This is a genomic window from Daejeonella sp., assembly GCF_046590655.1.
Lineage (GTDB): Bacteria > Bacteroidota > Bacteroidia > Sphingobacteriales > Sphingobacteriaceae > Daejeonella.
In genome coordinates, this window is the sequence record NZ_JBKJUM010000074.1 from 1 (window position 1) to 14,803 (window position 14,803).

Genomic DNA, 14,803 nt, shown 5'->3' on the forward strand with positions numbered 1-14,803 from the left:
CAATGGTACTGCCGTAACAGGTGGGAGAGTAGGTCGGTGCCCAATTTTATAGAAAGCTCAGTACTTCATTGTACTGGGCTTTTTTTGTTATTGAGATTAGTAAAGGTCGGTGTCCATCCCGATAGCTATCGGGATTAAATAAGCCCCTTTCGAAAAATTAGTTTTTTTTTTGTGTAAGAAGGATTTACTCAGGGAGGTGGATCGCGAACCAGCCTGATGTATTAGCATAAGTTACCCACTTACCTTTTCATTTAACTCACCCAAGCCCCGTGTACAGTTTTACTTACTGATTGCTTTGTTCTACCTCTTTTAACATCCTACTGTCAGTTTGATACCGCTACAGAACCAAACACCATCTCGCGATCGTATATACATGTAATATTTCAGATTGAATATTTCTGGTATACTCGTTAAGCCATATAAATCGTTATCTTGAACATACTTTGTATAAAAACTGATCAAAATGAATTTTATTAAGAAACTACTATACACTGTGGCAGTCATTGCATTGCCATTTACTTCTTTCGCTCAGAGCGATGCAGATGAGAAGCCTAAAGAGAATTGGCAAAATCTTGACCTGAAGAATGATGGCGTATTTGGAATCAGTACTGAAAAAGCTTATAATGAATTGTTGAAAGGCAAAACTTCTAAGCCCGTTATTGTAGCTGTTATTGACGGGGGAATAGACGAAAAACATGAGGATCTTAAACAGGTGATGTGGGTTAATCCCAAGGAAATAGCCGCTAACGGCATTGACGACGACAAGAACGGCTACATAGATGACATTCATGGTTGGAACTTTTTAGGAAAAGTTCATCATGATAACATGGAAGTAGTTCGCCTGGTTAATAAGCTCCAGCCCAAATATGCAGCTGCTCTTAATTCAACTCCCTTCAGTGAAGAGGAAAGAAAAGAATTTCAACTTTACAAAAAATTAGTTACGGATTACATGGCCAGGCTTCAACAAGCCAAGATGGGGTTCCAGAATACAACACTTATTCTTAAACACCTCGATGAAATACTTGTGAAGATGGGTAAAACGGAGCCTACCATTGTTGATTTTAATGATTATAAATCTGAAGGGGATATTGAATCACAGGTCGTTAAGTTTATAAAGCCGGAAATTAAGAAAAGTTCATACAAAGAGTTCAGACAGGAACTTGAAGAAGGAATTAAACATTATGACACTCAAATTAAATACCATTTAAATCTTGAATATGATCCAAGAAAAGATTCAATTGGTGACAACTATGCAAATAGCTATGAGAAGTTTTATGGTAATAATGATATAACAGGACCTGATGCTGAGCATGGTTCGCATGTTGCAGGAATCATAGGTGCTGTAAGGAGTAATAACCTTGGAATCAAAGGTATCGCTGACAACGTAAAAATTATGGCTCTCCGAACTGTACCTGATGGTGATGAGCGTGATAAAGATGTTGCCAATTCCATTAGGTATGCGGTGGATAATGGTGCTAAGATTATTAATATGAGCTTTGGTAAAGCTTATTCATGGGACAAAAAAGTGGTTGATGAGGCCGTTAAATATGCTGTATCCAGAGATGTACTTCTGGTTCATGCAGCGGGAAATGATGGGAAGAACACAGAAAAAGAAGACAATGTTCCAAACCGCCTATTTGCTGACAGCACAGGTGTAACAATGGGTAATGCTGAGGGCTGGATTGAAGTGGGTGCTTCGGGCTGGAAAAATGATGAAGATCTTGTTGCTTCATTTTCTAACTATGGCGGTAAATCGGTAGACGTATTTGCGCCTGGTGTTAAAATTAATTCCACCATGCCTGATTCTAAGTACAAGGAAAATGATGGAACCAGTATGGCATCTCCTGTAGTAGCCGGGCTGGCTGCATTAATCCGTTCATATTACCCACAGTTTACAGCCGTTCAGGTGAAAGATATCATTATGAACTCGGTTACTAAGGTAGATCAGAAAGTAAAGATTAGGGAAGAAGGTAATTCGACTAAAGTTCCCGTAAGCCAGATATCGGTGTCTGGTGGTGTAGTAAATGCTTATAATGCCTTGATCCTTGCCGAAAAGACCAATTCTACAGCTTCTGTTAAATCCAAGTAATTACTTACGGCAAAAAAAGGGGTGCGCCATTTGGTGCACCCCTTTTTTATATGATAATTAGAATGAGAAACCGCCTTTTAAAGTAAGATAGCTGCCTTCTTTTGAAAAACCATAACCTCCCGATACCAGCATCTTATTATAGAGATTTAACCAAATTCCTGGTCCATAGCCTTTATGCCATGTACTAGCTTCAGATTCATCAGAATACACCCTCCCTGAATCAACAAATCCAAACAAGCCCATATCTCCGGTAAAGATGTAATTCCTGAAATAGGTGACTTTAAAGCGCACCTCCGTGTTTTGGTATAGATAAGAACGTCCTGAAAAGCGGTTGTTCCTGAAACCCCGTAAATTCGAATTGGTTCCAAGGGCATTTGCCTGAAAGAATTTATAATCTCCAATATTTACAGCTCCGCCTAGACGAAATGCTACAGTTACCGGAAAACTAAAATTTGGTGTGGCATAGAAAGAGATGTCCGATTTCAGTTGAAGATATTTGTGTTTGGTATTCCCAATTTCATTAAAAAAGTTTACCTGATTGAACCACCTTACTCCCGAGGAGGGCATAAGTTTGTTGTCCACAAAGTCAATATTCGCAAAAGATCTTACGGTACCATACCTTGAGGGCTCACCAATATCACCTGCCTCAGGGAATACTGGAGAAGTTATATATCTGTTTCCTGGCTTTTCGACACGGAAATATTCGTATCCGGGACCAACTCCAATGCTAAACGCTTTGGTGAACCGATGCTGATAATATGCAGCAAGGCTCAGGTTTTTGGTTCTAACGCGAAAAAATTCAATGTCGTCCCCAACGTTCAAAGTGGAGTTTCCCTGGCCATAATAATTAAAGGTATATAGTGGCCCATTAAAAGTTCCTCTGGCAAGTATGTCATTATTTTTTCCAAACAGTGAATAGAAGTCGCCTTTATATTTGATTGAATATGCCCCGGTTTTTGGTGCATAATTGCCGATAAGACTTTGGGTATAACTTGCCGGGTCTTTCCGAAAGCCATAATGCTTCACGGCATATCCACCACCAATAAAAATCCGGTCGTCTGCATTGAAGTCTAGAGAAGGTACAAAGCCTTTCGTATCATATATGAATGAATTTGGCTCGTAACTATTTACGTACGGCTCTTTTGACAATCGCAAGGCAGCATCACCGGAAACGAAATTATTCTCACTCTCTAGATCGTAATATAATGTCCTTCCAGAGGAAAGATCTGTAAAGGAATCCTTTTTATCTCCACCAACCACTCGGACTTTAATCTTATTATCAGAATTACCGTCTATCAATATACTATCCCGGCCATCCAAAGCATAGATGTTTATTTCGTTTGTTTCTGAATTTACAAAGGTTCTGTTATACAATGGACGGGTTACATTATCATTAGAGTCAATTTTATGAACGGTAATCCTTGTGGTATTTTCAAAACGCTCTACTCGATAATATTCCTTCTTATCTGATCCTGCAATAGTAACTTCATCAGCGAGAATATGGTAATACTCTTCTGCAACAGATGCAAGTTGGCTACGTCTGGATTTTAATTTAGTGATGATTTCCTGACCAGCGCTACTATAAACTTCAGCCGGCATTTTACGCACGGCTCCTTCGATGACCTGGTCTGTTAAATCGGCTTGCATTTGAGCGGCTATTCGCTGCCAGTCTTCTTTTGTTAACTCAGTTAAAAGGTTTCGATCCAGGTTCCTGGCTGCAATTGAGAGCTCCGCCGGATTTCCGATCTTCAGCTCAAATGATTGAATGTCAGGTAATACTTTGCTTACCAGGCGGGGAATCAATCCATCAAATTTTGTAAATGCCTGATCACGGTCACGCGGAATCGGCCGGTATATAACCCCTTTTTCCTTCTTGAACTCTGCCCATCTCCACTGATCCTCATGTCTGTCCCAGTCGCCAATTAAAATATCAAATAACCGTGATCGAAGGAACATTTCCTGATCAACCTCATTGTCGTTATCATCCTTTAATTTCTCATACATTTTCGGTGTGCCCACTGCATTTTTAGCATTGCCAAAGGAGCTGAAGTCTGAAAGATCCTCGTCTGGTCGCGCCTCGATAATTCCAAGTTTGCCTCCAACTTGTTGGATGTATGGACCCAATAAGGTTGAAAAAGGCATATAGACTAATTCTGGATTAGTATGATAAATTCCTATTGCTTTTGCCATATCCGGAATTATAAGTGCACCATATGGATGAGCAGATGAAATCTGATCCTGTACAAAATCTTCCGCGAACGTCTTTAAAAACCCCTCTGGTAAAAGTGCCGCAGGATTTTTTTCGACCGTTCGGAATTGATAAATATTTTTGTCTTTACCCTGTAGTTGTAGACTTGTAGTTTGCTTGCCGCCTCCAAGTTTAATTGGCGTTAAGCCTCCGCCGAATGTATTCAAATCCAGGTACTTTACATTAATGGGAATTGCCCAGGTGTCTCTGTAATGTTCCCCAAAAAGCTGGCGTTTGAATTTTCCCGCTTTAAATTTATCACCGGCCACTATTGTTTTAATGCTATCGGTGTAACTGATCAACTTTTCTTCAGCTGTCTTATCATCAGCTTTTGCAGGAATGGCGTAAAGCGGCGTCCTATATGCAATTTTCCCGGTTGAACCGTCACCCACTGGCTCCCAGAATTCCAGCCACGCCTGACCGTTATCATAGTAGTTAAGTCTTGCAAAGCCCTGCAAATTGCCTCCGCCGTATGAAAATAATGCGTCATTGCCCTTAATCATAGTGGTAGATTTAGCGCCGGCCCCGCTGATAATATGATTGATATCTTTGTACTTGTTAAACTGTAAAGCATGCTCATGACCTGTCGCAATAACAACGTTTTTCTCCTCTTCCAGAATTGAAAGTAAACCCCTTTTCAACTGCTGGTAGTCTTTATTTGATAGATCCTGGCGGGAAATACCATATTGCCTCATCAGGGGGTAAATTGCACCGATTACCGGAAGAGGTATATAGTAATTATCACGAATAAGGGTCAGTGGAAAAAGATAATCCTTAAGGGTATAATATCCTCCATGACGCCCATTACTAAATAAGGGATGATGCTGTGCAATAATGATGTGTTTGCCCCTGTTCCGTAAGATTATATCCTGAACCTGCTGAATTACTTCTAATCTGGATGATACAGTACATCCATTATCCGGTGCAATGGATTTTTCATGTTTGGTAAGCCACCATTCCGAATCGATGGCAATTATTACCAAATCTTTATTTAACTGGACTTCGACTGGACCGCCACAGCCATTGCTGGGCATTAATACATCACCTGCGTTAAGATATTGTTCTATATATTGCTCCTGACGCAGTATTGACGCAAGTCCCCCAACCCGGCTTTCATTCCAGTCATGGTTCCCTGGTACAAATATCTTCTGCCCCTTAAAATTTTTGACAACATTCATCTGTTCATTTATCCGGCGCTCTTTTTCCTCGCGGTCAGATGCATCTGGTTCCGGCAGCCCAGTTTCATAGATGTTGTCTCCAAGAAAAATTACTACATCTTCAGCATGCGAATTGTTCACTACACCCGTGTCAGGCAATCGATACATCCTGGTGGTGTCGTGGTAGAAGACTTGAGCTTGCAAAAGCTTTAATACGGGTTCCTGAGCTTCTTTGTCCGGTACACCTCCATCGCCAAACAACCAGACCGAATATTTTAACTTCAGGGAATCAGGGGCTTTGGCTGCTTCCCAGTTGAGCTGAGTCTTATCATAAAAGGGCTTCAAGCTGGTACAAGCTTGAAAAATTGCTATAATTAGTATAAAGAGTGTGGCTCTGTAAAAATTAATTTTCATGTGTAAGTTCTATAATATTTCCTATGCCTGATTTGCTGCCTTCATTGGAGATATAAAGTTTTCCATTCGGTGCAAATGCGATGCCCTCCGGCTGCTTGTATTCTGCGCCAGAAAACTGAATAATCTTTTTTAGTGTACCCTCTGAATTCAATATGATTATAAGTCCGTTCAAAGACGAAAGAACAAATATTTCACCCGTTTTTTCATTAACTGTGATAGCAGAGGATCGAAATACCTTATTCATATTTCGATTCCCAATTGCTTTTAAAAACTTCTTCGAGCTTTCCTCCAGAGCGCTTCCACTAAATTGAGATGATATTTCGTCAAGACGAATCGAAAATACGGGTTTGGTCTGAAATTTCATCGTATTTAAGTCAAAACCATAAATTTGTTTTGTTGTTTCGTTAGCATCTAAACCGAGTTCTTTCGGAGCAATAAGCAGCCGGTGATTTTTTGCATCGTAAGCCATTCCCTCAGTATCGTTCTTTTTGCTGAAGGGTGTTTTGATCGTTGTTAAGATTGGATTGGAAGAAGCAAAGTTTTTGATCTGTGACAAGACACCCTCACTAGTTAGTACATACATATCATTACCTGCTTTCACAAGGTCTTCGTAATCACCAGACCCGGCAAAGATTTGTTTCCTGATAATTTTATCTTGAGCGAGGTTGTAATAGTATAGAATACCTTCCTCATCCTGTATGCCAACCAAGACAGTATCACTCAAAAACGTGATCCCTGAAATTTCGTTTAATTCGGCAGGTAGTTCATGAATCTTATTATTCTTTGGAGATATAACTTTGGTTTTTTGCGAATCAACAGGTATTTTGGCGTCGTCAACAGGATTATTACACGATGCAAATAGGATAAATGCCCAAAGCGTAGAAATTCTAATCATAATTTATTAATTTCAGTATCGTTGGTTTGCCATAATCATACCAAAAGTATGTAGTTAAAATAAAATTATTAACGCATGATGGCATAGTTTTTACTATTAAGCATAAGAATTAACAGAACTTGTATATGAAAAATAATACCATTGTGAAAGAAGCTGCGGAGTATGTATTCAACTTATTTAAAGATAAGCTTCCCGGAGACTATGTATATCACAACTATAATCACACCGCTGAAACAGTAAAAGCATGTAAGAAACTTTCTAAGTCGTACAACTTAACAAGCCGTGACTATGAAGTTTTACTTCTTGCAGCGTTGTTTCATGATGCAGGGTACGTGAATGCTTATGATAATCATGAAGAGGAAAGCGTGAAGTTTATGAAGGAGTATTTGAAAGGAAATTACGCCGACGAAGATATTAAGGAGATTGAGTCCCTGATACTCTCTACTAAATACAGGACAGTACCAGACGGCTCATTGCAGGAAATACTTCACGATGCAGATTACATAAATCTCGGCAACAAGAGTTTTGAACATCGTGCTGACCTTCTCCGCATCGAATGGGAAAGAATTCTACAGAAAACCTATTCCGAAGAGGAATGGGCTAAAATTCAGCTCCAGTTTTTGCTCGATACCCAGTTTAAAACCGAGTATGCCGTACTGAATTATAATGAGCAAAAGGAGGAAAATATTCTAAAACAACGCGGTAAAATCGACAAGTTTGAAACCAAAGTTAAAAAAGCTGACGAAGCAGCAAAATTAAAACCGATTAAAGATGGCCGGGGGATCGAAACTCTGTATAGGTCGGTTTATGCCTATCATATAAGCCTTACATCTATTGCAGATAATAAAGCCAATATGATGATCAGCATAAATACGATCATCATTTCTATCGTTATCACCCTTTTCGGAACAGGGTTTACTTTCTCAAGCGAGAATCAATTCAGCAGTGTGCGTTTTGTGTTCCCAATGGCCTTTCTATTACTGACCAGTCTGCTGGCAGTCGTCTTCGCTATTTTGTCAGCAAGGCCGAACGTAACTAGTAAAGAAAAATATGAATTAAGTAAAAAAGACAGTAGTATACTGTTCTTTGGAAATTTTGCTCAGCTTGAATTACGGGAGTTTGTAAATAAGATTAAAGCCCTGAAAGAGCAAAAAGACGAATTGTATGACAGCATGAGTGTTGATATTTTCTACCTGGGCAGTGTACTTGTACGCAAATACAATTATTTAAGCTGGTCGTATAATATATTTATGTTTGGAATGGTGTTCTGTGCAGTCGGATTTGTAGTAATTATGCTGTTTTCTTATTAGGCTTAAGTAGAGATGCTATTTCCGTGTCAAGCAAATGTTCCATCTCATCAAGTGTAATGAAACGGTAACCCACGTCGCCAATAAACTCGTAGCTTTCAGCACCTGAACGGAGTTCTTCCCAATGGAACCATTGCTGTAAATTGTCCCTGTCCTTTATTTTGGACAAGTATTTATCGGTAAGAAGAATATAATTGTAATCCGGTATTTTGTTCTTCAAAAGTTTGTGGGCTATAATTACATCCTGCCCCAGAAGTTTAATTCTGCCTTTTATATTGTGGAGGCTGATCTGTCCATAATGGATTATAATCTTTAAGCCTAACTGGCTGTCTGCGAGATATTTTTCATAGTTTTCCGGGTCATTCTCTTTTATAGACTTTATGAAATCGGAGAACGTTGTATAAAGTGCTGTACACTGTGCGGCTACACGGCCTACAGCCGGCAGTCGACCTGTTTTATAAAAGAAAATCGCGTCGCCTTCTATCTCTCCAATTCTCAATTTCAAGACATTACATTCAATCAGCTTTCGCAGTAACGTAGGAATAACTTCGCGGGCGAATGCAATATCTGCTGTGGCAATAAATTTTGTGAATCCTGTAATATCGGGCACACAAAAGAATGCCGATTCAAGTCCTTCTTTATTCTTCATATCTGGAACCTACCATATTTAAAATGCAATTAATATACCATCTTTAATTCATCAATGGATTCTGTTGATTGTAACAGTGATATGGTCTTGTCCAATGATGTAAAAATACCTTGTTTTTTCCGATCGCGTTAAAATGTTGATCAGCGAATTATTCAGGTTGAAAGCCCAGTTCCAGTCTGTTTATATTTGGTCAATAAAATATGCAAACGGGATTTTTACGCGAAACTAAGGATATTAATTCAATTGATGTTGAAATTGCTACAAAATGTCGGTATACTCCGCCGTACTCACTTTGCCCTGATAAGTTATACAATTTTGAGTCAGAGGATTAGTGTCTTAAATTATATTCTATCTGCAATTATTAGTATATTTATCTTACTCCAAGTGGGTTTGTAAGGAAAATATTTTTGGGGTAAAATCTAAAAATGCGGGCAGGTTATGACGAGTCTTATTATCCATGGGACAAACTATTAAATACCTATAAGGACGTGATTTCTGAATATCAGTCGCGGTTGAGGTAAAAATAAGTCCGATCAGCGCGAAATCGATGGGAGTATCTAGTTTACCTTTTTGAAATAGGAGAGGCTGAAGTTGCAGGAGGCAGTTATTGAAAGGGGGGAAGCTTATAAATAGCTTTTACCTGGTCTTGATATTAAGTTTTTTTTGGTTTATACTTGTTTGCCGTTACTTGTAGATATCTTACCCTGCTATAGATTTCAACATAGATATTAATGAGAAAAGCATCATATTTATATATCCTGGGTGGTTTCTTCGGCTTTTTAATCTCGTCATTTACCACAACCAGAAATTTTCAGGAGCCCTGGAAAGCTCCAGCATCAGCCGATACTCTGAAGATTCCGTTTACAGCCAGCCCTCCCGTGCTTAGAGAAGGGGAGAAGCTGTATAATATATTTTGTGTATCATGCCATGGTCCAAATGGCTTGGGCGATGGATCTCCAGGCAAATTCAAAATTGAGCCAGCTAACTTCCATAGTAAAGAAGTTGCGGCACAAACTGAGGGCGCACTATTCTGGAAATTGACTACCGGCAGGGGCCGTTCAATGCCTGCCTTCGCCGCAGCGCTCTCTGACGAGAAACGATGGCAACTCATCGCCTATATCCGCCAGTTTGCAAAGAAGGGCTCTGCAGCTATTGTAAAAGTGCGCCCTGTACTGCCCTTAAAAAACTATCGTATTGATTCTAAACTTGTAAGCCAATATTTTGTGTTGCCAGCTAAATTAACGAATGTTACCAATTCTGAGTCTCAGCTTTTTATGGTTGACACGGTTGTCAAAAGCTTAGTCAGACCCTGGAGCATGGTATTCTTACCTGATAGCCGAGTTCTTATTGCAGAGAGGGGAGGCCGTCTTGCCATCGTACGTAACGGAAAGGTACAGCCCAATCCAATTGGTGGAAATGTTCCGAAGGGCCTGCGTGATATAAAACTGCATCCTGATTTCCGTCAGAATAAGCTTATCTACATTTCATATTATACAGATGCCAGCGGGACTGAACCAGGGTATTCAGTATTAATGAGAGCCAAACTTGAAGGGGATAAACTTATGGAGGACAAGGTTCTGTATAAAGCCGGGCCGTTCAAAGGAAATGGAGAATGGTATGGAAGCAAAATTGCTTTCGATAACAATGGACATGTATTTTTTACTGTTGGGATAAAAGGGGGTCGATCTACTGCTCAGGATTTAAGTTTACCCGATGGGAAGACAATGCGGTTTAATGAAGACGGTTCTATCCCTTCAGACAACCCATTTGTAAAAACAAAAGGTGCACTGCCAGAGATATATTCATATGGCCACCGGGTACATGAAGGGCTGGTTCGTGATCCAAAGACCGGAAGAATTTTTTCCACCGAATTTGGTGAGTTGGGCGGCGATGAGCTAAACGTGATTAAATCTGGTGCAAACTACGGTTGGCCTTTGGTTTCACATAGCCTTGAATATAATGGTTCTATCATTTCTGAAAGTCCTTTTCGTGAGGGCGTTGTAGCTCCGGTCCATCATTATGCTATTGCCCCGGGTGATCTGGACTTCGTTTACGGGAACCGGTATCCAGGATGGAATGGGAATGTTTTTATTGGCGGACTTGCCGCCAAGATGTTATATCGTACAGTTTTAAAGAATGACGCATTTAGTCATGAAGAAAGACTACTTGAGAATATCGGCAGGGTTAGAGATGTAAAGCTCGGACCGGATCAATTTTTATATATCTTAACTGAAGATAATGGACTTCTGGTAAGATTAGTCCCTGTAAATAAATTTTCATCACAAGTTAAATAGAATTGAACAGTATGCTAAAATTAGATAATATGATTCCAGGATCTCTGAAGTTCCTTAGTTCCCTTGTTTTAACGGTTTTTGCTTTCAGCCTGCATGCACAGGAGATTGATATTCTCTTAAAAGGCGGGCATGTAATTGATCCCAAGAATCATATCAATTCCAAAATGGATGTTGCAATTAAAGACGGTAAAATTTTACGTGTAGCGGCTAATATCCCTGCTAATACTTCAAAAAGAACGGTTGATGCCACCGGCTTTTATGTGTCACCGGGATTTATTGATATGCACGTCCACGTATTTGCTGGTACACAAGAACCAGGCTTCACCGGTTTTGGAATTACCAACGGCTTTGGTAGTGTAGCACCTGATGATTTTTCTTTCCGTTCTGGTGTAACCACTATGGTAGATGCCGGTTCATCCGGCTGGAGAGACTTCCATACATTTAAGAAACAAACCATAGATAATTCCCAGACACGTGTTCTTGCGTTTATTAGTATTGCAGGCAATGGTATGTTAGGAACTGTACATGCCCAGGATACTACGGACATGAATCCCGTAGCTACGGCATTCGTTATGAAAGAGTACCCGGATATTATAGTCGGCATTAAGGCTCATCATTATCAGGGCCATAGTTTTACGCCGGTTGACCGTGCTATTGCGGCCGGGAAGCTTACCGATAAACCTATAATAGTAGATTTTGGTTCAGCCACTCCCAAATTATCTATCGAAGAGCTTTTCATGAAACACTTTCGCCCGGGTGATATATTTACGCATACTTACTCAGGTGGTGCAGCTACAGATGCTTTGCCTGGCGGACGAGAGTCTGTTGTGGATGCAAATAATAAAGTAAAGCCTTTCATCTTTGAAGCCCAGAAAAGCGGAAGAATTTTCGATGTAGGCCATGGAGGAGGAGCATTCGTTTGGGGCACTGCCATCAACTCGATTAAACAAGGTTTCCTGCCAAACACCATTAGCACAGACCTGTACCGGAGCAGCAGAAATGCAGGTATGAAAGATATGGCAAATGTGATGTCAAAGTTCCTGGCTATGGGCATGTCAATTCAGGATGTGATCTTACGGTCAACCTGGAATCCGGCGCAGGTAATCAAACATCCGGAATTAGGAAATCTTAGTGTAGGTGCCGAGGCTGACGTTACTGTGTTCAACCTTAGGGATGGAAAATTCGGATATATGGATGCACGCGGGTCTGTGTTAAATGGCACTAAAAAATTGGAAGCTGAACTGACACTTCGTGCAGGAAGAATAGCATGGGATCTGAATGGAATAAGCGGACCGCAATGGGATGCGATTGTTCCAGTCAGCGGTAAATAGTTAATATCAACAATCCAAAAAGGTTTGACATTGCTGCCTGTTGCACAAGGCCTGGGCGCAAATGCCCGCCCCGCAGTTGCTGGTCAATTTACTGCTATGCGAAATACGACTATAGCAACCCGCCAGCAAGTAATGATTCCGGGAGGTCCTCCTTTGGCAACGTAGGAAAAGTTCGTACTTTCACATGGAAGAATTGGGTGCAATATGAATTGCATCCAATTCCGGTTATATTAAAAACCTAGATGCACAATATGATAATATTCCGGAGTAAACTAATTATTCTTATTATCACCATTCTTTTTACTGCCTGTTCCAAAGAAAAACTAAAACTCTTTTCTAAACTCGGTGAAGGGCAGACTGGTATCGACTTTCGAAATATCCTTGATGAAAGTGATGAAATGAATGTGCTGAAGTACTCCTATTTCTATAATGGCGGCGGAGTTGCCATAGGGGATATCAATAATGATGGTTTGCAAGATATTCTCTTTACCGGTAACATGGTTAAAAATCGCCTTTTTTTAAATAAGGGAGATTTTAAATTTGAAGATATAACGCAGAAGAGTGGTATATCTGAAAAGCAGGGATGGTGTACCGGAGCCACCATGGTAGATATTAACGGAGATGGTAACCTGGATATCTATATAAACAGATCAGCAGATATAATTGCTGAAAGACGTAAAAATTTATTTTTCATTAATAACGGTGATCTGACATTTACCGATAAAGCCGCTCAGTATGGACTTGACGATGGGGGTTATTCAACTCAGTCGTCATTCTTCGACTTCGATAAGGATGGGGATTTGGACATGTTCCTGATCAACCACTCCTTACAAGAATATACAACAGGGGTACAGGAAAATACAAGTTTAAGAACCCAGCAGAACCCTGATTTTGCGAACAAGTTGTATAGAAATGATAATGGATATTTTAAGAACATTAGCGCGGAAGCAGGGATAACCTCCAATGTACTTACCTTCGGCCTGGGTGTAGGGATTTCTGATGTTAACAGCGACGGGTGGTTAGATATTTATGTTTCCAATGATTTTAATGAGCGTGATAATCTATTTGTTAACAATGGTAATGGAACATTCACTGATAAGCTAACCGAAAGCATGGATCAGATATCGATGTATTCGATGGGGTCTGATGTAGCTGATTATAACAATGACGGACTTACTGATATTGTTACCCTCGATATGCTACCAGAGGACAACAAGACGCAAAAGATGCACTCCGGGGCAGAGAATTTCGATAAGATGCAGTTTCTCTTTGAAAAGGGATTCTATTACCAGTTTAGCCGAAATATGCTGCAGAAAAATAACGGCGATGGAACATTCACTGAGATCGGTCAATTCGCAGGAGTTTCCAATACAGATTGGAGTTGGGCCGCTTTATTTTCCGATTTCGATAATGATGGTAATAAGGATCTCTTCATAACCAACGGTTATGTGAAAGATTATACGGATATGGACTTTCTGAAATATACTGTAGATCGCACGATCAGACAGAGACAAGAGGGCAGTCAAATAGTTGTTTCAGAATACATCGAAAAAATGCCAACGAGTGTCATATCAAATTATATTTTTCAAAATAAGGGCAACGATCGTTTTGAAAAGAAAAGCGCAGAATGGGGTCTTGATCAAAAAGGGGTTTCAGCTGGAGCTGCATATGTTGATCTTGACAATGACGGCGACATGGATTTAGTGGTAAATAATACCAATGAGTATGCTGGGGTTTATAGAAATAATAATGAACTGTTAAATCAAAATAATTACCTCCGCATCAAACTTAAAGGTAACGCGAAAAACTCCTGGGGAATAGGTACAAAAGTTATTTTATATAGCAAGGGTGTTAAGTATTACCAGGAGCAAATTCCTGTTCGCGGTTTTCAGTCAGCAGTCGATCCGATTTTAAATTTCGGAATTGGCAGCAATAAAATTATTGATTCACTTCTGGTTGTTTGGCCGAATGATAAGAGCCAGAAGCTTGTAAATGTCAAGGCAAATCAAACTTTATTAGTAGATCAGAAAAACGCAGCTTCAAATTTGCAGTTTAATCCTATACCAACAAAGGAAAATTATTTTGTAAATGCTTCCTCCATATTTTATGCCCATAAAGAAAATCCTTTTAATGATTTCACCGTTCAGACATTAATGCCCAACTACCTATCCCGCCAGGGACCCTGCATGGCTAAAGCAGATGTGAATGGAGATGGCAGGGAAGATTTATTTATCGGTGGGGCCGCTGGCCAGGCAGGTGGAATCTTTATCCAGCAGGTAAATGGAGGATTTGTAAATAAGCCATCGGGAGCTTTGGCTGCAGATTTATTGTGTGAAGATACTGCTGCCGAGTTTCTCGATACAGACAATGATGGCGATATGGATTTGTATGTTGGCAGCGGCGGCTATGAATTTGCCCC

At 40.1% G+C, this 14,803-nt stretch carries 8 protein-coding genes; 5 read left to right on the plus strand and 3 right to left on the minus strand.

The window, feature by feature from the left end:
* Window positions 1-463: 463 nt before the first annotated feature.
* Window positions 464-2,089 (plus strand): S8 family peptidase, encoded by a 1,626-nt coding sequence (locus ACLL8Z_RS07670; RefSeq protein ID WP_411274183.1) that lies wholly within the window; start codon window positions 464-466, stop codon window positions 2,087-2,089.
* A 57-nt stretch (window positions 2,090-2,146) separates the two neighbouring features.
* Here ACLL8Z_RS07670 and ACLL8Z_RS07675 read toward each other — a convergent pair whose 3' ends face one another.
* The gene (locus tag ACLL8Z_RS07675) at window positions 2,147-5,908 is read right to left on the minus strand and encodes a metallophosphoesterase (RefSeq protein ID WP_411274184.1); all 3,762 of its coding nucleotides are present in this window, start codon (window positions 5,906-5,908) and stop codon (window positions 2,147-2,149) included.
* Window positions 5,898-6,803: an SdiA-regulated domain-containing protein gene (locus ACLL8Z_RS07680; RefSeq protein WP_411274185.1), complete on the minus strand. Its 906-nt coding sequence runs from the start codon at window positions 6,801-6,803 to the stop codon at window positions 5,898-5,900. Before ACLL8Z_RS07680 ends, ACLL8Z_RS07675 begins: the two co-directional genes overlap by 11 nt.
* A 125-nt stretch (window positions 6,804-6,928) precedes the next feature.
* Here ACLL8Z_RS07680 and ACLL8Z_RS07685 point away from each other — a divergent pair, with 125 nt between their 5' ends.
* Window positions 6,929-8,113, plus strand: a complete 1,185-nt coding sequence (locus ACLL8Z_RS07685; protein WP_411274186.1) for a Pycsar system effector family protein — start codon at window positions 6,929-6,931, stop codon at window positions 8,111-8,113.
* Here ACLL8Z_RS07685 and ACLL8Z_RS07690 read toward each other — a convergent pair.
* A complete protein-coding gene (locus tag ACLL8Z_RS07690; RefSeq protein ID WP_411274187.1) occupies window positions 8,094-8,759 on the minus strand; it encodes a DUF2652 domain-containing protein in 666 nt (221 codons plus the stop codon). The two genes, ACLL8Z_RS07685 and ACLL8Z_RS07690, sit on opposite strands and share 20 nt — an antisense overlap.
* 731 nt (window positions 8,760-9,490) lie before the next feature.
* On the opposite strand from ACLL8Z_RS07690, the gene ACLL8Z_RS07695 reads away from it, so the two are divergent.
* The 3 genes from ACLL8Z_RS07695 to ACLL8Z_RS07705 form a co-directional block, all read left to right on the plus strand.
* Window positions 9,491-11,053, plus strand: a complete 1,563-nt coding sequence (locus tag ACLL8Z_RS07695; protein ID WP_411274188.1) for a PQQ-dependent sugar dehydrogenase — start codon at window positions 9,491-9,493, stop codon at window positions 11,051-11,053.
* Window positions 11,054-11,082: 29 nt separating this feature from the next.
* On the plus strand, window positions 11,083-12,384 hold the full coding sequence (locus tag ACLL8Z_RS07700; protein WP_411274189.1) for an amidohydrolase/deacetylase family metallohydrolase: 1,302 nt from the start codon (window positions 11,083-11,085) through the stop codon (window positions 12,382-12,384).
* Window positions 12,385-12,635: 251 nt separating this feature from the next.
* Window positions 12,636-14,803 (plus strand): VCBS repeat-containing protein (locus tag ACLL8Z_RS07705; protein WP_411274190.1); only part of this gene is annotated, 2,168 nt, incomplete at its 3' end.

Coding starts and splice junctions, on each gene's coding strand:
- ACLL8Z_RS07670 (WP_411274183.1), top strand. CDS start 464: ATGAATTTTATTAAGAAACTACTATACACTGTGGCAGTCATTGCATTG.
- ACLL8Z_RS07675 (WP_411274184.1), bottom strand. CDS start 5,908: ATGAAAATTAATTTTTACAGAGCCACACTCTTTATACTAATTATAGCA.
- ACLL8Z_RS07680 (WP_411274185.1), bottom strand. CDS start 6,803: ATGATTAGAATTTCTACGCTTTGGGCATTTATCCTATTTGCATCGTGT.
- ACLL8Z_RS07685 (WP_411274186.1), top strand. CDS start 6,929: ATGAAAAATAATACCATTGTGAAAGAAGCTGCGGAGTATGTATTCAAC.
- ACLL8Z_RS07690 (WP_411274187.1), bottom strand. CDS start 8,759: ATGAAGAATAAAGAAGGACTTGAATCGGCATTCTTTTGTGTGCCCGAT.
- ACLL8Z_RS07695 (WP_411274188.1), top strand. CDS start 9,491: ATGAGAAAAGCATCATATTTATATATCCTGGGTGGTTTCTTCGGCTTT.
- ACLL8Z_RS07700 (WP_411274189.1), top strand. CDS start 11,083: ATGATTCCAGGATCTCTGAAGTTCCTTAGTTCCCTTGTTTTAACGGTT.